This window comes from Pseudomonas sp. GL_093, assembly GCF_057837605.1.
This window is the reverse complement of sequence record NZ_CM174448.1, coordinates 2993813-3015499: the sequence shown is the minus strand read 5'-3', so window position 1 is coordinate 3015499 and position 21687 is coordinate 2993813. Positions and strand designations below refer to the sequence as shown.

Sequence of the window (21687 nt, the reverse complement as noted above, 5' to 3'; positions counted from 1 at the left end):
CAAGCTTGATGGTTTCAGGCACTTTTCGACGCGGGATCACATCGTTGGAGAAAAGATAGAGAGCCCAATGATTACCCTCAAGCCCTTGAATACATTCCCTATCAAGCTATCATCCAGGCCCAGCAAGGCTTGATAGTTTTCTATCAAGGCGTTTTCGGGACCCGCCATGACCAACACTAAACGCCCCACCATCGCCACGGTCGCCGAGCACGCTCGGTTGAGTGTCGCCACTGTGGACCGGGTACTCAACGCCAGGGCGCCGGTCAGCCCGGCCACCGCCGAGCAGGTGTTCCAGGCCGCCGAAGCCGTCGGTTATTTCGCCGCACGGCTGATCGGTCAGCGGATCCGCGAACGGCGTCCCAGTTATCGTTTCGGCATCCTGTTGCTCGGTACCGCCCAAGCGTTCTATTCCAATGTTGCCGTCGCCATTACCGAGGCGGCGCAGCGTCAGACCGGCGCCAACCTGAGCTGTCAGTTCGAGTACGTATTTGATCGCACACCGAGCGCCATCGTTGCCCAGATCGAACAACTGGCGGTGCAGTGCGATGGTCTGGCGGTGGTCAGCTTCGCTCACCCGCTGATCAATGCCGCCATCGCCCAGATCAGAGAGGCCGGCGTGCCGGTGATCGCCCTACTGTCCGACATCGATGAGGCCGCGAATGAGCCTTACGTCGGCCAGGATAACCATGAGGTCGGGCGCACCATGGGCTGGCTGATGGCTCACACCTGTGGTGCGCGCAAAGGCAGCATCGGGGTTCTGCTCGGCGGTCACCGTTTTCTCGGCCATCAGGCACGGGTAGAGGGGCTGCGCAGTTACCTGATGGAACACGCACCCGGGTTGCGGCTGCTTGAAGCGGTGATCAACCTGGACAACTGCGACATCACCGAAGAGGCGACGCTGGAACTGTTGGCGCGGCATGACGATTTGCGGGGTTTGTGCGTGGTCGGCGGTGGCGGCGACGGGATCATCAGTGCCCTGTCGCAGTTACCGAAGCGGCCGTCGCTGTGCTGCATTTTGCAGGAGTCGACCGAGCTGTCGCGCCAGGCTTTGTCGCAGGGTTTGATCAGTTTGGTCATCGATTCCCAGCCGCGATTGCTGGCGGCGGCGCTGGTCGATTTGCTGGTGGAATTGCAGACCGCGCCGGACTTCGATCCGGCCCGGCATCGCATCCATATTCCCTTGCAGATCGTCACATCGGAGAACACTTGAGGCTGAACTCACCCCATCAAAGGTTAACGCTGTTCACTTAAACAATTTCAGCCGCGACGCATTCTTTGTAGCAGCTGCCGAAGGCTGCGTTCGGCTGCGAAGCAGTCGTGAGTCCGGCTGCAGTGGTGTACCTGACGCACCGCAATTGCTGATTTTACGACTGCTTCGCAGCCGAACGCAGGCTTCGCCAGCTGCTACAGATCGCATTACGACTTAAGTGAACAGCATTACCCATCAGAGGTTGGCTCCCACACGAAAAGCCTCGGCACTCAATCCGAACCGATTCATCTTGTTGTACAGCCCGCCACGAGAAACGTTCAGCTGTTTGGCGGCGAGGCGGATGTTGCCGCGGGTATCCTTCAGGGCCGCAATGATCGCATTCATTTCATGGGCGCCAAGGTCCAGGGTGGCCCGGGGTTCGGGCACGCTTCCCGGCGCTGACGGCCGCTGTCTTTGCTTGATTTCAAGCGGTAGATCACCCGGCTGGATCAATTCGGTCACGGCCAGGTTGGTCGCCCGTTCAATGGTGTTTTCCAGCTCGCGAACGTTACCCGGCCAGTGATAGGCCGACAGAATATCCAGCGCCTCTGGCGAGATGCCCTGCACCGACTTGCGCAGTGAGCGGGCGCAACGGCTGAGAAAATGACGCGCCAGTAACGGCACATCTTCGTGGCGCATCCGCAGCGGCGGAACCGTCAGGTTCAGTACGTTGAGCCGATAGTAAAGATCCTCGCGGAAGGCACCCTCGGCCACTGCCTGGCTCAGGTTGCGGTGGGTGGCGGCGATGATGCGGACGTTCACCTGCTGCGATTTTTTCGCGCCCACGCGTGTCACCTCGCCTTCTTGCAAGACACGCAGCAGACTGACCTGGGCATCAAACGACATGTCACCGATTTCATCGAGAAAGATCGTTCCGCCATCGGCCAATTCGAACTTCCCGGCAGAGCCTCCGCGGGCCGAGCCGGTGAAGGCGCCTTCGACATGACCGAACAGTTCGCTCTGCACCAGATCTCGCGGAATAGCTCCGCAATTGACGGCCACAAAAGGACCGCTGCTACGGTCACTGGCGTTATGAATCGCCTGGGCGAATAGCTCTTTACCGGTACCGCTTTCACCCAGAATCAGCGTGGTCGAATCACTGCGACTGGCAATCCGCCCCAGGTGCAACGCGTCCTGTATGGCTCGCGAACTGCCCTGAATGGTCTCGAAGGTGTAACTGGCCTGGGTGCCGATGATTCGCCGGGTAATTTCCCGGATGCGTCGGTTCTCGCGCAACGAGACGATGCGTCCACCCTGCTCCAACGAGCACACGGACACCAGGCACGCCAGTTGACTGCGATCATGCAACTCAAACGTGCAATCCAGGTCCCGTGGCCCTTCCCCGCCGCGCAGCAGAATCTCATCGGTCAGTTCGCTCTGGCCCAGACGCTGGAACGGGCTGCCCAGCAGATCCCGGCCCACACGAAACAATTGGCGGGCGTAACGGTTGAGCGCCTTGATGCAGCCGCGCTCATCCAGCACCACCAGTCCTTCGTTGAGCACTTCAAGCACGGTTTGTTGTTCTTCCAGCAGTGCTTGCAGCGCCATCTGCCGCGAGACCGCTTCGGCCGCTGCCTGGACGGTGCCCAGCGTATGGAAATGAAACCAGCCCGGCTCTGCGGTGAGGGTCAGCATGGCCAGCGTCCGGCCCTGCGCATCCCTGATCGGCGCAGCGGCACAATGCATGCGCCGTCGACGCAGGCCGACGCCGAAATTTTCCTCGGCCAGCACATACACCAATCGGTCTTCGGCAAGCGCCAGCCCCGTGCAGTTGGTGCCCTGCACCGACTCCAGCAGCCGGCTGCCCACCGGCGTGAGGTCCAGGCCGCAGAAATACAGCGTCGTCCCTTCGGCATCGGTCAGGTTGATATGGCCCCGGGGGTTGTAAGCCAGCAACCCGCGCATGACCTCCGCCGCCGCCGTGATCAACACACGATTGGCCGCCAGCGTCGCGGCCAGCACATCGGGGGTGACAAATCGGTACTGACCATCATCAGGATCGAGGCCGGCACTGACACTGCGTAGCCAGGAGTCCCAAATAATCTGCCTGACCCCGACAGGTCGATCGGTGCGACCGTTCAGACACGCCAGCCATGCCTGCTCCAGCTCAGCGATCGGCCCTTCGTTTAACGATGCCGGACCGAGCGCCGTAATGTAATCGAGGTCTTGCACGCTGAAGGCCATTGGCTGTGGGATCACCATTTGCTCCTATGTTCATATTTTCGACATGTCAGTATAGACATGTCATCGAAATGAACACTTATTACAAACACCTTTAAATATTCCCTTAAATATCAATGATTTAAATATTGGCACAGCCCTTGCTCCCTGCTTTGTACCAGCGAGGACATTCCTGCTGTCGAGTCATTGAACAACAATAAAAGGGAGTCATTTCATGAGTACGTCCAAGATCATCCGCCTGGGTCTCATCGGTGCTGGCCGCATGGGCAGCTTTCACGGTCTGACGGCCTCGCGGCACATTCCCGGTGCCTGCCTGGCCGCCATCGCCGACCCGACACCCGGCCAGGCCGCCCGCCTGGCGGCAGAATTAGGTGTGCAGCGGGTCTATACCGATCCACAGCAACTGCTCGATGATCCGGAAATCGACGGCGTGTTGATCGCCGCCCCGGCCCGCAGCCATGCCGAACTGGTGATCAGTGCAGCCCGCGCCGGCAAAGGGGTGTTTTGTGAAAAACCCATGGCCATCACCCTCGACGAAGCCGACCGCGCCATCGCCGCCGCTGCCGACGCACGGGTGACGCTGCAAGTCGGCTTCAACCGGCGCTTTGCCAAAAGCTTCCGCACGGCTCACCTGGACGTGGTCGCCGGTCGTATCGGTACGCCGCAACTGCTGCGCTCGCTGACTCGCGACCCGGCGCTGAACAATCCGGCCGCCTCGCCGCAGTGGGTGATTTTCCTCGAAACCCTGATTCATGACTTCGATACCCTGCGCTACCTGAATCCCGGTGCGGAAGCGGTCGAGGTTTTTGTCATGGCCGATGCCCTGATCGCACCGGACTTCAAGGACAAGGGCTTCCTCGACACCGCCGTGGTCACGATCCGTTTCGACAACGGTGCCATCGCCACGGCCGAGGCCAATTTCCAGGCCGTCTATGGCTACGACGTTCGGGGAGAAGTGTTCGGCAGCGCCGGCATGCTGACCATGGGCAGCGTCAACGAGTCTGACCTGGTTCGTTACTTGGCCAATGGCATCCAGGCCGACACCCAGCGCCTGGACACCGACCTGCTGCGTGATGCGTATGTGGCCGAGCTCAACCACTTTGTCGACTGTCTGCGTACCGGCGAAAAACCCCTCGCCAGCGGCGAAGATGCCCGGGCGGCACTGGCCATTGCCCGCGCGTGTATCGAGTCCTTCCAGCAAGGCAAAGCGGTGCGCGTGCAAGGAGCCCGTTCATGAGTTTCATACCGTTCAAACTGGCGATCAGTGCCGAGATGGTCTTCCTCGACCTGCCGTTCACCGAACGCGTCAAACGGATTCACGCGCTGGGCTTCAGCGCCGAACTCTGGGACTGGACGCAGAAAGACATTCCAGCGCTTGTCGCCACCGGCGCTGATTTCACCTCGATGACGGGTTACATCTCGGGCAACCTGACCGATCCCGACGACATCCAGCACCTGCTCGACAGCGCACGCGAATCGCTGGTCGTCGCCGCCCAACTGAATTGCCCGAGCCTGAACCTGCATGGCACTGGCCTGGGCGACCAAGGCTTGCCAGTCAAACCCGTGGCCCTCACCACGGGACGCATGTGGTTGAGCGCCTGCAAGACCCTGGAAAAAATCGCCCGCCTGGGCGAAGAAGCAGGCCGGGTATTCTTGCTGGAAAACCTCAATACCGAAGTGGACCACCCCGGCACCCCGTTCGCTCGCGCCGACGATACCCTGGCGTTGATCGAGGCCGTGGGCAGCCCGCATTTGAAGATGAACCTGGACCTTTACCATGCGCAGATCGGTGAGGGAAACCTGATCGAACTGATCCAGCGTGCAGGCAGCGCCATCGGGGAAATCCAGGTCGCTGATGTCCCCGGCCGCATGGAACCGGGCACCGGTGAAATCCATTATCCGGCCATTGCCAAAGCGTTGTTTGGCATGGGATACACCGGAGTCGTCGGACTTGAGGGCTGGGCCAGTGGCGACAGCGAAATGGCACTGGAACGCTTTCGACAAGCCTTCACGCTGGATTGAGCCTTAAGCGACGCACTCTTTGTAGCAGCTGTCGAGCTTGCGAGGCTGCGTTCGGCTGCGAAGCAGTCGTGAATCCGGCTGATGCGGTTTACCTGATACACCGCAAGTTCTGGTTTGACGACTGCTTCGTCCGAACGCGGCCCGAACCGAACGCAGCCTCGCAAGCTCGACAGCTGCTACAGATCGCATTACGGCTTAACTGACTGGCATCAGCCCCTCGTTTTTGATCTTGATGAATGTCGACTCATAACAAAAAAGGAAAACCATCATGCGTCGTTGCACACTGCTTTTTGCCACGCTGTTACTACTGTTCAGCCAATGGGCCGCCGCCAGCTATCGCATCGGCGTCAGCATTGCCAGGGTCGATGACAACTTCATGACCTACGTGCGCAGCGGCCTGGAAGAGGCCGCGAAAAAGGAGAATGTCCAGATCCAGTTCGAGGACGCCCAGGGTGATGTGGTTCGCCAGCTCAATCAGGTCGAGGGCTTCCTCAGCCAGAAAGTGGATGCCGTCATCGTCTTGCCGGTGGACACCGCCGCCACCGCCAACATGACGCGCGCCGCCGTCGAGGCGAAGACACCGCTGGTCTACGTCAACCGCCACCCGGACGAACGCGTCTTGCCCAAAGGCGTGGTCACGGTGGCGTCCAATGACATTGAGGCCGGGCAACTGCAGATGCGCTATCTGGCCGACAAGCTGGGGGGCAAAGGCAACATCGCGATCATCATGGGCGACCTGGCGCAAAACTCCACGCACGACCGTACTGAAGGCGTCAAACAGGTACTCAAGGACTATCCGGGGATCAAGATCGTCGAACAACAAAGTGCCGAGTGGCAGCGTAACAAAGGGATGGACCTGACCAGCAACTGGCTGCTGGCGGGCACCAGTTTTGATGCCATCGTTGCCAACAATGACGAGATGGCCATCGGCGCCGCCATGGCATTGCAGCAAGCCGGCAAAGCCAAGGGCGAGATTGCGATTGTCGGCATCGACGGGCTGCCCGACGGCCTGGCGGCCATCAAGCGCGGGATGCTCGTCGCCTCGGTATTTCAAGACCCCAAAGCGCAAGCGACGAGCGCGTTGCAAGCGGCCATCAAAATGATCAAAGGGGAGCCAGTCGAGACGGATGTCTGGGTGCCCTTCCAGCTGATCATGCCGGAGCAAGTGGCCGTGTTTGAGCAACGCTACAAATAGCGTCAAACAGGCGAATGACCTACCGACAGGACGTCAGCAGGTCAATCGCGTCGCCGTTTACAGGTCGGTGATTTCCTTATGACGTGGCACCAGCGCCTTCATCACGCTCCACGCCACCAGATAGGCCAGCGCACAGATGGCAAACATGATCATGTAGCCGGTATGGATATCGCCGATCAGTTTGTAATGGTCGATTACCCAACCACCGGTCTTGGTCATCACGACGCCGCCCAAGCCGCCGGCCAAACCGCCAATGCCGACCACCGATGCGATGGATTTTTGCGGGAACATGTCAGACACGGTGGTGAAGATGTTGCACGACCACGCCTGGTGCGCCGATGCGCCCACACCGATCAGCAGCACCGGCACCCAGAAACTGATGTAACCGAATGGCTGCGCCAGCAGTACCAGCAACGGAAAGAAAGCAATCACCAACATGGCTTTCATACGGCCGTCATACGGCGCATCGCCGCGTGACATGAAATAGCTCGGGAACCAGCCGCCGCCGATGCTGCCCACCATGGTCATGCTGTACAACACGGCCAGTGGTAACACGATGGCCTGGCCTTTCATGCCGTATTGCGCAGACAGGTAGGTCGGAAGCCAGAACAGGAAGAACCACCACACGCCGTCGGTCATGAATTTGCCGAAGGCAAAGGCCCAGGTCTGGCGGTAGGTCAGCAGCTTGAACCACGATACTTTTTTAGCGGCGGCACCCGAGTCTGTGCCGGTGAGCGCTTGTGCGCCCTGATCGCTACGGATGTAGGCCAGCTCTTGCACCGACAGACGTTTTTGCTGCTCCGGTTTTTCGTACAGCGCAATCCATACCGCCACCCAAACGAAGCCCAACGCACCGATCACGATGAACGCCGCTTCCCAGCCCCATATACCGGCGATCAGCGGCACGCAGATCGGTGCCAGGACCGCGCCCACATTGGCGCCGGAGTTGAAGATACCGGTGGCGAAGGAACGCTCCTTCTTCGGGAAATATTCGGCGGTGGCCTTGATCGCAATCGGGAAGTTACCCGCTTCGCCGATCGCCAGCACGGCGCGCGACAGCATGAAACCTGCGATCGAAACCGGGATGACGGCAAGGCCCAAGGCGCTGCTGATGCCGGCAATACCCTCGCCCATCGGCACCGCAAAGGCGTGCATGATCGCGCCGGTCGACCAGATGCCGATCGCTACCACATAGGCGGTCTTGGTGCCGATCTTGTCAACGAAGCGGCCGGCGAACAGCATGGAAATCGCGTACACAAACTGAAAGACAGAGGCGATGTTCGCGTAATCGGTGTTACTCCAGCCAAATTGCGTCGACAGATCCGGCGCCAACAGACTCAGTACCTGGCGGTCCAGGTAATTGACGGTGGTGGCAAAAAACAACAGCGCGCAAATCGTCCAGCGGTACTTGCCGACGGCCTGGCCGATTCGTTGCGGATTGATGGGCTCGTTCAGATTCATGGCATCACTTTATTGTTGGATTATGGTGATGATCTCTCGGTTTCAAGCGAGATCGATTGTGTCGTAGAGCATCGCCAAAACGCGATGAGTCCACACCACTGTATTGCGGGCTCGAAAATGGGTACTCCATGCTCAGTGGCTGGAGTCGGACATTTGGCAAGAGCTATCGGGCGTTTGGTGGGACAGTCGTATGCAACAGGCCTGACTGTGGGGATGGGCAAGCAGTCAAGGTCGAACCATAAGCAGCGGCATTCAGGGAGATGCGCGGGCGGGTTGTATTCATGATGGGGCCGACACTCTTTTTTATTTTTAGGGGTTAACAGCCTGTGATCGTCTGTCGTCGTACAACTGCGCCTTTTATATCGAGTTCACTACCGGGCTGTCAATCTGAAAAAACAGCCGTTCGTCTCGACAAAGGCTGCTCGATAGAAATTCGATCAGGTCCAGAGGACGTAGTCTGTGGGCCAGTTAGCGCTGGGATGTATCGGGTGTTGTCAGCGAGATATGAAGGTTTTGAAGATTAAACATTGTTGTACGACAACGCACTTAAAAAGCTCATGACGAGAGACATCGATAGCAGTCATCTCGTCAGCGTGGTTTTCGACTGCCAGGTCGGCGAAGACGGATCAGGATTTCGCAGCCGGTTTGGTGCGAGCGGCCGCTGTCGATGTGTTGAGCGCCACGGCAGCGAGAATGAGCGCCTTCAAGGCTTTCTCATCGGGCGTGTCGCCCTCATGCACATCAATGGCACGTCGGGTGTTGCCTTCGAGGCTGGCGTTGAAAAGGCCTGAAGGGTCGTCCAGCGAGGCGCCCTTGGCAAACGTCAGCTTCACGACCTGCTTGTAGGTCTCACCGGTGCAGATGATTCCGGCGTGCGACCACACTGGAACGCCCCGCCACTTCCATTCCTCGAGTACGTCGGGGTCGGCCTGCTGGATGAGCGTTCGGACCCGAGCGAGCGTTTCGCCCCGCCAATCGCCCAGCTCCTTGATTCTCGCGTCTATCAGCTGAGAGGCCGAAGCTCCCCCCTCTTCTTCCTTTGCACCGACCTGCTCTTTCTTCATGGTGGTTGTCGCCTGCTTCATGAGGGTGTCCAAAACCGGGCTTTACAGCGTTTTTTGACTGTTGCCGAGGGTCTTTGCCTTTTCGATCCCCCAGTCAAAGGCAGCCTCCATGTCCAGCAGATGCGGTTTTGGATCATGGTCCTCAAAAATGGCCGTGCCGTCCGGCCGGTAAACACCGATGAACATCCCCAGTGAGCCGTCCTTCAAGATCTCGGTTTTGATCTCGATCTTGCATCCGTTCGACAGCGTTTCCTTGTGGTGCATATGGCGTTCAGTCATGGCTGCATTTCTCCCGTCGTTGAAGTCCGAGTAGCGCATTTACCCATTGGCCATGTTAGCTCAGTGCGGCCCACTCAAAGGCCTGCCAGGACAGCGGCGTAATGCCACCTATACTAGAAGCCACCGCCCCCACGGGGTCTGCACTCCCAACAATAAAAAGCAGAGGTGGAACATGGTCTGGCAGCAAATCTACGATCCGTTCGGTAACCCGATACTTTCAACGATCATGGCAGCAGTGCCGGTCGTGGTGATGCTGGCAGCCCTGGCGTTTTTCCATGTCAAGGCGCATCTGGCCGCATTGATGGCCCTCGCGTCTGCACTGGTGATCGCGATCTTCGCCTTCGGCATGCCGGCGAACATGGCTGGCTCGGCCGCACTTTACGGCGCCGCCAACGGCTTGCTGCCCATAGGCTGGATTGTGCTCAACATCATCTTCCTGCATCGGCTGACCACCGAGAACGGCTCGTTCAAAGTGCTGCAGGATTCCCTCGCGCGCATCACTGACGATCGACGCCTGCAACTGCTGCTGATTGCCTTCTGCTTCGGTGCTTTCTTCGAAGGGGCCGCAGGCTTCGGTACGCCGGTGGCGGTGACCGGGGCGATTCTGATCGGGCTGGGCTTCTCGCCGCTGGCCGCGTCTGGCCTGGCGTTGATCGCCAACACCGCGCCCGTGGCGTTCGGTGCGCTGGGCACGCCGATCATCACCCTGGCCAAGGTGACCGGGCTGGATGAAATGGAACTGTCGATGATGGTCGGCCGGCAATTGCCGTTCTTCTCGGTGATCGTGCCGTTCTGGTTGATCTGGGCCTTCGCCGGCTGGCGCAAGATGCTGGAAATCTGGCCGGCGATTCTGGTGGCCGGGGTCAGTTTCGCCGTGCCGCAGTTCCTGGTGTCCAACTACCACGGGCCGATGCTGGTGGACGTGATCGCCGCGCTGATTTCCATGGCCTGCCTGACCGGTTTCCTCAGGGTCTGGAAACCGGCCACCGTGCACACCTCCGCCGCGCTGTCCGGGCGCGTCGACAACTCCAAAATAGCCGAAGAGCATGACGAAAAACCCGTCGCCAGTGCGACCTTTGCCAGCGATGCCAAGCCTGCGGTGATGCGCGCGTGGATGCCGTGGATCATCCTCACCGTGTTCGTGTTCGCCTGGGGCACCCAGGGTTTCAAAAACATGTTCGATACCCGCCCGGCGATTGATCCGGCCACCCATTCGGCGAAACTCGACCCTCAAGGCAAACCGATGCGCGAAGCGAACCCGATCTTCGCTCCGGTCGTGACGTTCACCACGATTCACCAGCAGATCGAGAAGGTTCCGCCGGTGGTGCCCGCGCCTAAAACCGAGGACGCGGTCTACAAGTTCACCTGGTTCACCAGCACCGGTAGCGGCATCCTGCTGTCGGCGATCCTCGGCGGGTTGCTGATGGGGTATTCCATTCCGCAATTGATCCACCAGTACCTGCGAACGCTGTGGGTGGTGCGCTATTCACTGATCACCATTACCGCCATGCTCGCCCTCGGTTTCCTCACCCGTTATTCGGGTCTGGACGCGACCATGGGCCTGGCCTTCGCCGCGACGGGCATTTTCTACCCCATGTTCGGCACCCTGCTCGGCTGGCTCGGCGTGGCGTTGACCGGCTCGGACACGGCGTCCAACGTGCTGTTCGGCGGCTTGCAACGGGTGACCGCCGAGCAATTGGGCCTCAGCCCGGTGTTGATGGCGGCCGCTAACAGTTCCGGCGGGGTCATGGGCAAGATGGTCGACGCCCAATCGATCGTGGTGGCGTCCACCGCCACGCGCTGGTACGGGCATGAAGGGGAAATCCTGCGTTATGTGTTTTTCCACTCGATCATCCTGGCCATTCTGGTCGGTGGTTTGGTGACGTTGCAGGCGTATGTGGCGCCGTTCAGTCATATGGTTGTTGGTGGGCATTGATTGATGTAGTTCGGGGTGGGATGGGGGGCATATCCGTTTCTGCGGTGATGGCGACTTAGGGTTCCGCCCTTACGGCGGGTCACTTGGAAAAGCGCCAAGTAACCAAACGCTCTTGCCCCTGACGTACGGTGCCTCGCCTAGGCTCGGCATGCCCTCGCTCCGGTCCTGCTCCGTGGGCCCGCCGCCATCGGCCATCCATGGCCGGGGGCGGCTACCGCGGCATCCTTGCCGCGGTGCCCACTGCGCAGAACCTGCGCTCGGCCTTCCGACGGGGCAGATCAAGATCAAAAGCCAAAACGAGGCGGCCTGATAGCCGACCTGATGTCTGTCAAGGTCATTGGCGGTGGACACTTATGTCATGCCTGCCAAAAATCCAACTGTGGGAGCGAGCCTGCTCGCGAAGGCGGACTTACATTCAACATTGATGTCGACTGACAGGGCCTCATCGCGAGCAGGCTCGCTCCCACAGGGGAAATGCGTACGTTTGAAGAGACAGGTCGGCCAGTAGGCCGCCTCGCGCTTCAAGATCAAAAGCCAGAGCGAGGCGGCCTGATAGCCGACCTGGTGTCTGTCAAGGTCATCGGCGGTGGACACCTCTGTCATGCCCGTCAAAAATCCAACTGTGGGAGCGAGCCTGCTCGCGAAGGCGGACTTACATTCAACATTGATGTCGACTGACAGGACCTCATCGCGAGCAGGCTCGCTCCCACAGGGAAATGCGTACGCTTGAAGAGACAGGCCGGCCGGTAGGCCGCCTCGCGCTTCAAGATCAAAAGCCAAAGCGAGGCGGCCTGATAGCCGACCTGATGTCTGTCAAGGTCATCGGCGGTGGACACTTATGTCATGCCCGCCAAAAATCCAACTGTGGGAGCGAGCCTGCTCGCGAAGGCGGACTTACATTCAACATTGATGTCGACTGACAGGGCCTCATCGCGAGCAGGCTCGCTCCCACAGGGGAAATGCGTACGGTAGGCAGTCCGCCTGAAGAACCGGGCATTATGCCCACCCCTCAAGTCGCAGCGTGGCCCGAACCAGACGTTGTTCCTCGCTTTCGATTTCCTTGAGGTTCTCGCAGATGCTCTGGATGTGCGCGATGGCCGCCTTGCGTGCCTGTTCCGGCATTCGGCCGGTAACGGCGTTGTAGAGCCGCGCATGTTGACGGTCGATCTGACGCTTTTGCGGTTCGCGGTGATAAAGGTTGTTGACCGAGGCAAACACCGTGTTCAGCAGCAAATCCGTCAACGAGCGCAAGGTCTGCACCAGCACCGGGTTGTGCGAGGCCTCGCAAATCGCCAGGTGAAACGCATGATCGAGTCGAGCGTGTTCGGACGCCTCCAGCGAACGGCTGTGGGCATCGATCAACGCCTCGTAGCTGCGGGTGATGAGGACGAAGTCGGCGTCGGTCCCGCGCAATGCCGCCAGGCGTGCGGACTCGCCTTCGAGCAGGCTGCGGACCTCGAACAAATCGTAGAGCGTGCGCGGTTGTGAGCTGAACAAGTGCATCAGCGGCGACGCGGCACCGTGACCCGAAAGGTCGGCGACAAATGAACCTTTGCCCTGCTCTGTCTTGATAATCCCGCGAGCGCGCAACAGCTTCAGGCCCTCGCGAAGCGCCGTGCGGGAAACGCCGAGTTTTTCGGTCAGACGACGCTCCGACGGCAACAGTTGTCCGGTCTTGAGCACCCCGTCCACGATCAGCCGTTCGATGCGTTCACAGACCACGTCTGCGACTTGTGGATTACGGCTCGTTTCTGCCCTTTCCATCGACTCTCCAACTGGTATGACCAGTCTCGCTGGCAAAACCAAAAATGTTCAAACACAAACATATACCTATGTTTTAAAACTGTTTTTTTGCACCAATAAAAAACCATCGAATAAAAAACTGGTTCGACCAGCCAAACAACACATAGACAGTAGAACGCCTCAAGCCAATCATGCAAGTCAGTGGTAAACGGACACAGACCTCCTATAAAAACAACTGAGGGTCGTCAACCGACTATGAACATTCTTTACGATGAACGCGTCGACGGCGTCCTGCCTGACGTCGACAAAACTGCCCTGCTGCAAGCCCTGCAAACGCAATGGCCGGATCTGGAAGTCCTGCATCAGCAGGAAGAGCTCAAACCGTACGAATGCGACGGACTTTCTGCTTACCGCACCACGCCCATGCTGGTGGTGCTGCCGCGCCACATCGACGAGGTGCAAGGCGTGCTCCGACTCTGCCATGAGCGACAGGTCGCGGTGGTCGCCCGCGGTGCCGGTACCGGTTTGTCCGGCGGTGCATTGCCGTTGGAAAAAGGCGTGCTGCTGGTGATGGCGCGCTTCAACTCTATTCTGCACATCGACCCCGCCGCTCGCACGGCTCGGGTTCAGCCGGGGGTGCGCAATCTGGCGATTTCCCAGGCTGCAGCGCCGTTTGGCTTGTACTACGCGCCGGACCCTTCTTCGCAAATCGCTTGTTCAATCGGCGGTAATGTGGCGGAAAACGCTGGTGGTGTGCATTGCCTGAAGTACGGGCTGACCGTGCACAACCTGCTCAAGGTCGACATCCTCACCGTCGATGGCGAACACCTAAGCCTGGGTTCTCAGGCGCTCGATTCTCCGGGCTTCGATCTGCTGGCGTTGTTCACCGGTTCCGAAGGCATGCTCGGTGTCATCACCGAGGTCACGGTCAAACTGCTGCCCAAACCCCAGACCGCCAAAGTACTGCTGGCGGCGTTCGATTCCGTCGAGAAGGCTGGCCGTGCAGTGGGTGACATTATTGCCGCCGGCATCATCCCCGGTGGCCTGGAAATGATGGACAACCTGGCCATTCGCGCCGCCGAAGACTTTATCCACGCCGGCTATCCGGTCGACGCCGAAGCCATTCTGTTGTGTGAGCTCGATGGCGTTGAAGCCGACGTTCATGATGACTGCGACCGCGTACGCCAGGTGCTGGAACAGGCCGGCGCCACCGAAGTGCGCCAGGCTAAAGATGAAGCCGAACGCGTGCGCTTCTGGGCCGGGCGCAAGAATGCCTTTCCGGCGGTGGGCCGTCTCTCGCCGGATTATTACTGCATGGACGGGACGATTCCGCGCCGCGAGCTGCCCGGCGTGCTGCACGCCATCGCCGCGTTGTCGGCCGAGTACGGCCTGCGGGTGGCCAACGTTTTTCACGCCGGTGACGGCAACATGCACCCGCTGATTCTGTTCGATGCCAACCAACCGGGCGAACTCGATCGCGCCGAAGCCCTGGGCGGCAAGATCCTCGAATTGTGCGTGAAGGTCGGTGGCAGCATTACCGGTGAACACGGCGTGGGCCGGGAGAAAATCAATCAGATGTGTGCGCAGTTCAATAGCGATGAGTTGACCGTGTTCCATGCCGTCAAAGCCGCCTTCGATCCGAGTGGTTTGCTCAATCCCGGCAAGAACATTCCGACGCTGCACCGCTGCGCCGAGTTTGGCGCCATGCACGTTCACATGGGTCAGTTGCCCTTCCCTGAACTGGAGCGTTTCTGATGCGCAGTGAACACGATATCGACGACAGCGCCTCGCTGCTGGAACAGGTCAACCAGGCGCTGCAAAACGCTACGCCGTTGCGCATTCAAGGCTCCAACAGCAAGGCGTTTCTTGGGCGCATCGTGGCGGGCGAAGTGCTCGACACGCGCAGCCACCGAGGCATCGTCAGCTACGACCCGACCGAGCTGGTGATCACCGCCCGCTGCGGCACCCCGCTGGCAGAACTGGCTGAAGTGTTGGACGCGGCACAGCAGATGTTGCCTTGCGAACCGCCATCTTTCGGCGACGGCGCCACCGTCGGCGGCATGATCGCCAGCGGGCTGTCGGGACCACGGCGCCCCTGGTCCGGATCCGTCAGGGACTTCGTCCTTGGGACACGGGTCATCACCGGCCACGGCAAGCATTTGCGCTTCGGTGGCGAAGTCATGAAAAACGTCGCCGGCTACGACCTGTCACGCTTGATGGCCGGCAGCTACGGCTCGCTGGGCGTGGTCACCGAAGTCTCGCTCAAGGTCCTGCCCAAGCCGCGTCAAACCTTGAGCATCAGCCTGGAAATGGACAGCGATCGCGCGTTGCTGCACCTCGCCGAATGGGGGCAACAGCCGCTGCCGATCAGCGCCGCGTGCCACGATGGGCAGCGCCTGCACCTGCGGCTTGAGGGTGGCGAAGGCTCGGTGGCGGCGGCTCATGACCGACTCGGCGGCGAGTTGCTGGACGCTTCCTATTGGGAGGATCTCAACGAACATCGCTTGAGCTTCTTCGATGAGGACCAGGCACTTTGGCGCCTGTCCGTCCCTCACAACACGCCTCGGCTTTCCCTACCTGGCCGTCAGCTGCTCGATTGGGGCGGTGCGCAGCGCTGGCTCAAATCCGACGCGGAGGCAACGTTCATTCGCTCGATCGTCGAAGAAGTCGGCGGACATGTGACCTGCTACACCCATGGCCTGATCGACAGCCCGTTTCAACCGTTGCCTGCCGCATTGATGCGCTACCACCGGAACTTGAAGCAACAACTCGACCCCAGGGGCATCTTCAACCCCGGGCGCCTGTACGCGGAGCTTTGACCCATGCAGACCACCTTGAGCGAACAAGCCCGCCAACTGCCCCGCGCCGAAGAAGCCGAAAGCATCTTGCGCACCTGCGTGCACTGCGGTTTCTGCAATGCCACCTGCCCGACCTATCAATTGCTGGGCGATGAACTGGATGGACCGCGGGGCCGCATCTACCTGATCAAGCAGGTTCTGGAAGGCAACGAAGTTACGCAAAAGACCCAACAACACCTGGATCGCTGCCTGTCGTGCCGTAACTGCGAAACCACCTGCCCTTCCGGCGTCGACTACCACAACTTGCTGGACATTGGCCGGGCGGTGGTCGATGCGGCGGTGCCGCGCCCGCTCGGTCAGCGCTTGTTGCGTGAAGGACTTCGCAGCGTCGTGCCCAATCCTGCACTGTTCAAAGGCCTGGTCAGCAGTGGCCAGGTGTTCCGGGCGTTGTTGCCCAACACCTTGCAGATAAAGTTGCCTCGCCGCGTCTATCCGACCAAGCCGCGCCCGGTCACTCGCCACGCCCGGCAGGTGCTGATGCTCGAAGGTTGCGTGCAACCGAGTCTGTCGCCCAATACCAACGCCGCTGCTGCGCGCGTCCTTGATCGACTGGGGATCAGCGTCACGCCGACCCGCGAGGCGGGCTGTTGCGGCGCCGTGGATTATCACCTCGACGCTCAGGCGGCCGGCCTGGATCGCGCCCGCCGCAATATCGATGCGTGGTGGCCAAGCATTGAAAACGGCGCCGAGGCCATCGTGCAAACCGCCAGCGGTTGCGGCGCCTTCATCAAAGATTATGGTCACCTGCTCAGCAGCGACCCGGCCTATGCCGAGAAGGCGAAAAAAGTCAGTGCGCTGGCCAAGGATCTGGTCGAAGTGCTGCGCGACGAGCCGCTGGAAAAGCTCGGTATCCACAGCACCCAACGCCTGGCCTTTCATTGCCCCTGCACCTTGCAGCACGCGCAGAAACTGGGGGGTGCGGTTGAAGCGATTCTGACCAGTCTGGGCTTCAACCTCACGTCGGTTCCCGACAGTCACCTGTGCTGCGGCTCGGCGGGCACCTATTCGCTGACCCAACCCGAACTGTCCAGGCAACTGCGCGACAACAAGCTCAATGCGCTGGAAAGCGGACACCCCGAAGTCATTGTCACGGCCAATATCGGCTGTCAGTCCCACCTCGACGGTGCGGGCCGAACCCCTGTCAGGCACTGGATCGAACTGGTCGAAGCCGCCCTGCCCTAACCGAGTACTGGAGAATCCCCATGAAAAGCAAAGCTGTACTGAGCCAGACCGAAGTCAGCCAAATCCTCGCGGTGGCACGCACCGAAGCGCAGAACAACCAATGGGCCGTGACCATCGTGATTGTCGATGATGGCGGCCACCCTCTGGCCCTCGAACGCCTTGACGGTTGCGCCCCGATTGGCGCCTACATCGCCACCGAAAAGGCCCGCACTTCGGCCCTGGGTCGACGCGAGTCCAAAGGCTATGAAGAGATGGTCAATGGCGGGCGCCATGCCTTTTTGTCGGCGCCATTGCTGACGTCCCTTGAGGGCGGCGTGCCGATCATCGTCGACGGCCAGGTGATCGGCGCGGTCGGGGTGTCCGGTGTCAAAGCCGAGCAGGACGCACAAGTGGCTAAAGCCGGCGCGCAATGCCTGAACTGAATTGAGCCGGGCGCGGTTTAGCGCTCGATAACACTGTGTGATGGAGATGCAAAAAGTGACCGATTTCGTGAACTGCCAAGGCCTCAAGGTCGCGCCTGTCTTGCAACGTTTCGTTGATCTGGACGTGCTGCCGGGAACCGGCCTGGACCCTCAAGCGTTCTGGAGTGGTTTCGCCGCACTGGTGCATGAACTGGCACCTATCAACCGCGCGCTGCTGGCTGAGCGTGATCGCCTGCAAACCGAACTGGACACCTGGCACCGCGCCCACCCGGGACCGGTGACAGACATGCCTGCTTATCGCAGCTTCCTGAGCGGTATTGGTTACCTGCAACCGCAACCCGCAGACGTCAAGGTCAGCACCGCCAACGTCGATACAGAGATCAGCGTACAGGCCGGACCGCAACTGGTTGTCCCGGCCGTCAACGCGCGTTATGCGCTGAATGCCGCGAATGCGCGCTGGGGATCGCTGTACGACGCGCTCTACGGTACCGATGTGATTTCCAATGACGGCGGCGCCGAAGCGGGCCGGACTTACAACCCGGTGCGCGGCGCGAAAGTCATCGCGTTTGCCCGTGGCTTCCTGGATCAGGCATTCCCCTTGAGCAGTGGTTCCCATGCCGAGGTAGCGCGTTACCGAATCGAAAACGGCACACTGCAAGCCACTTTGAATGACGGCAGCCAAACCGGTTTGTCGAACGCCGCGCAGTACATTGGCTATCAGGGTTCACTCGCTGATCCCACAGCCATTTTGCTGAAAAACAACGATCTGCACGTCGAGATTCAGATCGATCGCCAGAGCGTCATCGGCCAGGCTGACGCCGCAGGGGTCAAGGATCTGCTGATTGAGGCGGCACTCTCGACCATCATTGATTGTGAAGACTCGGTCGCGGCGGTCGACGCCGACGACAAGGTGCAGGTGTACCGCAACTGGCTGGGTTTGATGAAGGGCGACCTGAAAGAGGACCTGGAGAAAAACGGTAAAACCATCACGCGGCGGCTGAACCCGGACCGCGAGTACACTGCGGCCAACGGCAGCTCACTGTCGCTGCACGGGAGGTCGTTACTGTTCATTCGCAACGTCGGACACCTGATGACCAGCCCGGCGATTCTCGACAAGGGCGGACTGGAAATCCCGGAAGGCATTCTCGACGGCGTCATCACCAGCCTGATTGCTCTGCATGATCTGCAACGCCGCGGTAATTCCCGCACCGGCAGCGTCTATATCGTCAAGCCGAAAATGCACGGCCCCGCCGAAGTGGCCTTCGCCGAGCAGTTATTCAGCCGCATCGAAGACCTGCTCCAGCTCGAACGTCATACCCTGAAAATGGGCATCATGGACGAGGAGCGGCGCACCAGCGTCAACCTCAAGGCCTGCATCACCGCAGCCTCGTCACGGGTCGCGTTCATCAACACCGGTTTTCTGGATCGCACCGGCGACGAGATGCACACCGCCATGGAAGCGGGCGCGATGCTGCGCAAGGGCGACATGAAAAACACCCCGTGGATCGAGGCCTACGAACGCAACAACGTGCTTGTCGGCCTGGACTGTGGATTGCGTGGGCGAGCGCAGATCGGTAAAGGCATGTGGGCCATGCCGGACCGGATGGCCGATATGCTCAAGCAAAAAGTCGCCCACCCGAAAGCGGGCGCGAATACCGCGTGGGTGCCCTCGCCGACCGCCGCTACCTTGCATGCGCTGCATTACCATCAGGTCAACGTGCGCTCGGTGCAGGAGTCCCTTGAAACAACGGACTTCGGTGCCGCCAGCCCGGCACTTCTGGACGGCTTGCTCAGCGTGCCGGTCGTCACCGCCCCATCCTGGTCGGCGGACGAGATTCGTCAGGAAGTCGAAAACAATGCGCAAGGCTTGCTGGGGTATGTGGTGCGTTGGGTCGAACAAGGCATCGGCTGCTCGAAGGTGCCCGACATCCATAACGTGGGCTTGATGGAAGATCGCGCGACCTTGCGCATTTCCAGCCAGCACATGGCCAACTGGCTGCGACACGGGGTGATCACCCAGGATCAGGTCGTCGAGATTTTGCAGCGCATGGCGCGGGTCGTCGATGAGCAAAACGCCGGTGATCCGATCTACACGCCTATGGCGCCGGATTTCGAGCAGTCGGTTGCATTTCAAGCGGCCTGCGCACTGGTGTTCGAGGGATGCGCACAACCCAATGGCTATACCGAACCGCTGCTGCATAAATTCCGGCGCGTGTGTAAGCAGTCGAGGGCGTAAACCTAGGGAACAAAGAGACTGAACAGACTGGGTGAAAACCTGGAACCTGCTTGGTAACTTCGAGCACTGAAACAGTCGGGCCGTGTGGCAAACGGCCCGACGTTCGTTTTCGATCACTGCCCTTCAGCAAGCTTCGTCTTCGGTATCCGCAGAGCGCGCCAGGCAATTAAAATCGCCATCAGTGCCAAACCGAACGTCACCCACGAAACCAGATTAATTCCACCCTCGAATGCACTTCCCGCCTGCGTCATCAGCGCTTGTGCTTGATCTTGCGACAACTGCACAGCTACATGATTTGCACCCGATAACGTCTCACTCGCCAGCATCGTCTGAACCTCGCTCAAAAAGCCCGGAAGCTGCAATGCACCGCGATAGTAGGCTGTGACAAGACCACCAAGCACCGTCGTCCCCAAAACAACACCCACTTCATAGGCCGTTTCACTAATGGCGGACGCCGCACCCGCCCTTTCCGGCGGTGCTGCCGATAAAATCACATCGTTGGATACCGTCGCAATCGCGCCCACGCCGATGTTCAGCAAGGCAAAAGCCACCACCAGAACGGTCAGGCTGCTGCCGATGCTGGCGACCAACAAAAACGCCGCCCCAGCAAACGCCATCAGAATCGGTACCAGCACATGCACCGGTACTCGCCGCGCTACAGGCACGACTGCCATTCCCACTACGATCGCCATGATCTGACCAGGTACTAACGCAAAGCTGGCATTCAACGGGGACATCTGAAGGACGATCTGTAAGAACTGAGTGGTGAAGAACACAAAGCCGACGAGGAACGCGAGGCTCATCAAATTGATTAGTACGGAGCCGCTAAAGGCGCCACTTCGGAACAGACTCAGGTCCATCAGCGGCACAGGCAGACGTAACTGCCGATGCACAAACATCCACCCAGCAACCATGCCGATTACAAATGCTGTCAGCGCCATCCAGTCGAGACCATTACTGGCACTGTGTTTAATGCCGTAAACGATGGCACTGAGGGCAACCATCGATTGCAGGATGCTCAGCGGATCCAATGGCCCTGAACAGTCTTTCTCGGACTCGGGCAACAACACTGGTCCCAATACCAACAACGGTACCAATACGGGTATTGCCAATAGGAAAATCGCCCCCCAGCTGAAAAACTCCAGCAAAACTCCACCGACTAAAGGACCGAGTGCTGATCCTACCGTCAGCGTTGTTGCCCAGATCGCGACAGCGACTCTGCGCTCCTCTCGATCCAGAAACACCGAACGTATCAATGCCAACGTCGAGGGCATCAACATCGCACCGAAAACCCCCATGCAAGCTCGCCCGGCAATCAGTTGCATGGCGGTATCGGAGTAGGCGGTCAGCACCGACACAATGACAAAACCCAAAGACCCGGCCAGTAACAACTTTCGATGACCGATACGGTCGCCCAGACTACCCATCGACACCAGTAATCCCGCCAACACCAGCGAATAGGCATCGATCATCCATAGCTGCTGACTAGCGCTCGGATTCAGGGCCTCGGCAATCTTTGGTAACGCGAATCCAAGCACCGTATTGTCTACGGTCACCAGTAGTACTGGCAGCATCAGTACGCTCAGGGCTGACCATCGTTTTGATTTTGCTCTGTGTTGCGCTGTCTCACTTATTAACGGCATTGCTTGAAACTCCTTATTACCCAAAAAAATCACGGGACATTTTGAAATGTTTCCGTGAAACGAACCCTGCGCACTTCCATGGCGAGGGTTCAAGAAAGCAGAACACTTCTATAATTTCGTTACATCACAACTCAATCGGCTATTTGTTTCATATTGTTTGACATGTGGGCTGAAAGCCCTTTTCCGTCTGCCCCCCCAAAAGCAAGCGCCCCAAAC

The 21687-nt window shown here is 59.5% G+C and carries 16 protein-coding genes; 10 read left to right on the top strand and 6 right to left on the bottom strand.

The window, feature by feature from the left end; all coding sequences use genetic code 11:
- Positions 1-166 precede the first annotated feature (166 nt).
- Complete coding sequence (locus AC3IUE_RS13945; protein ID WP_489268143.1) at positions 167-1210, top strand: LacI family DNA-binding transcriptional regulator; 1044 nt, start codon at positions 167-169, stop codon at positions 1208-1210.
- A gap of 234 nt (positions 1211-1444) precedes the next feature.
- Here AC3IUE_RS13945 and AC3IUE_RS13940 read toward each other — a convergent pair whose 3' ends face one another.
- Positions 1445-3451 carry a sigma-54-dependent Fis family transcriptional regulator gene (locus tag AC3IUE_RS13940; RefSeq protein WP_489268141.1) on the bottom strand — a complete coding sequence of 669 codons (2007 nt, stop codon included), beginning with the start codon at positions 3449-3451 and terminating at the stop codon, positions 1445-1447.
- A 193-nt stretch (positions 3452-3644) separates the two neighbouring features.
- On the opposite strand from AC3IUE_RS13940, the gene AC3IUE_RS13935 reads away from it, so the two are divergent.
- From AC3IUE_RS13935 to AC3IUE_RS13925, 3 genes are all read left to right on the top strand, one after another.
- A complete protein-coding gene (locus AC3IUE_RS13935) occupies positions 3645-4667 on the top strand; it encodes a Gfo/Idh/MocA family oxidoreductase (RefSeq protein WP_046049273.1) in 1023 nt (340 codons plus the stop codon).
- Positions 4664-5452: a TIM barrel protein gene (locus tag AC3IUE_RS13930; protein ID WP_489268139.1), complete on the top strand. Its 789-nt coding sequence runs from the start codon at positions 4664-4666 to the stop codon at positions 5450-5452. Before AC3IUE_RS13935 ends, AC3IUE_RS13930 begins: the two co-directional genes overlap by 4 nt.
- Positions 5453-5720: 268 nt before the next feature.
- Positions 5721-6647: a sugar ABC transporter substrate-binding protein gene (locus AC3IUE_RS13925; RefSeq protein WP_056745199.1), complete on the top strand. Its 927-nt coding sequence runs from the start codon at positions 5721-5723 to the stop codon at positions 6645-6647.
- A 57-nt stretch (positions 6648-6704) separates the two neighbouring features.
- Here AC3IUE_RS13925 and AC3IUE_RS13920 read toward each other — a convergent pair whose 3' ends face one another.
- The 3 genes from AC3IUE_RS13920 to AC3IUE_RS13910 all read right to left on the bottom strand — a co-directional run bounded on the left by AC3IUE_RS13920 (position 6705) and on the right by AC3IUE_RS13910 (position 9451).
- Positions 6705-8108, bottom strand: coding sequence for an MFS transporter (locus AC3IUE_RS13920; protein ID WP_056745201.1), 1404 nt, complete (start codon positions 8106-8108; stop codon positions 6705-6707).
- 626 nt (positions 8109-8734) lie between these two features.
- Positions 8735-9172 carry a DUF1801 domain-containing protein gene (locus tag AC3IUE_RS13915; protein WP_489268827.1) on the bottom strand — a complete coding sequence of 146 codons (438 nt, stop codon included), beginning with the start codon at positions 9170-9172 and terminating at the stop codon, positions 8735-8737.
- A gap of 42 nt (positions 9173-9214) precedes the next feature.
- Positions 9215-9451 carry a hypothetical protein gene (locus AC3IUE_RS13910; protein ID WP_489268136.1) on the bottom strand — a complete coding sequence of 79 codons (237 nt, stop codon included), beginning with the start codon at positions 9449-9451 and terminating at the stop codon, positions 9215-9217.
- A gap of 172 nt (positions 9452-9623) precedes the next feature.
- On the opposite strand from AC3IUE_RS13910, the gene AC3IUE_RS13905 reads away from it, so the two are divergent.
- On the top strand, positions 9624-11387 hold the full coding sequence (locus tag AC3IUE_RS13905) for an L-lactate permease (RefSeq protein WP_046049267.1): 1764 nt from the start codon (positions 9624-9626) through the stop codon (positions 11385-11387).
- 996 nt (positions 11388-12383) lie between these two features.
- Here the strand turns inward: AC3IUE_RS13905 and glcC are convergent.
- Positions 12384-13151 carry a transcriptional regulator GlcC gene (gene glcC, locus AC3IUE_RS13900; RefSeq protein WP_008157088.1) on the bottom strand — a complete coding sequence of 256 codons (768 nt, stop codon included), beginning with the start codon at positions 13149-13151 and terminating at the stop codon, positions 12384-12386.
- 234 nt (positions 13152-13385) lie between these two features.
- On the opposite strand from glcC, the gene glcD reads away from it, so the two are divergent.
- Genes glcD through AC3IUE_RS13875 form a run of 5 tightly spaced genes read left to right on the top strand, consistent with a single transcriptional unit; the run spans position 13386 to position 19828 of the window.
- Positions 13386-14885 (top strand): glycolate oxidase subunit GlcD, encoded by a 1500-nt coding sequence (glcD, locus tag AC3IUE_RS13895; protein ID WP_489268133.1) that lies wholly within the window; start codon positions 13386-13388, stop codon positions 14883-14885.
- On the top strand, positions 14885-15949 hold the full coding sequence (glcE, locus tag AC3IUE_RS13890; protein ID WP_489268131.1) for a glycolate oxidase subunit GlcE: 1065 nt from the start codon (positions 14885-14887) through the stop codon (positions 15947-15949). The genes glcD and glcE overlap by 1 nt, the downstream gene beginning before the upstream one ends.
- Positions 15950-15952: 3 nt before the next feature.
- Positions 15953-17170 carry a glycolate oxidase subunit GlcF gene (gene glcF, locus AC3IUE_RS13885; protein ID WP_489268129.1) on the top strand — a complete coding sequence of 406 codons (1218 nt, stop codon included), beginning with the start codon at positions 15953-15955 and terminating at the stop codon, positions 17168-17170.
- 20 nt (positions 17171-17190) lie between these two features.
- Positions 17191-17592: a heme-binding protein gene (locus AC3IUE_RS13880; protein ID WP_489268127.1), complete on the top strand. Its 402-nt coding sequence runs from the start codon at positions 17191-17193 to the stop codon at positions 17590-17592.
- A gap of 55 nt (positions 17593-17647) precedes the next feature.
- Positions 17648-19828, top strand: coding sequence for a malate synthase G (locus AC3IUE_RS13875; RefSeq protein ID WP_489268125.1), 2181 nt, complete (start codon positions 17648-17650; stop codon positions 19826-19828).
- 113 nt (positions 19829-19941) lie between these two features.
- Here the strand turns inward: AC3IUE_RS13875 and AC3IUE_RS13870 are convergent, their stop codons facing one another.
- Complete coding sequence (locus AC3IUE_RS13870; protein WP_489268123.1) at positions 19942-21402, bottom strand: MFS transporter; 1461 nt, start codon at positions 21400-21402, stop codon at positions 19942-19944.
- Positions 21403-21687 lie beyond the last annotated feature (285 nt).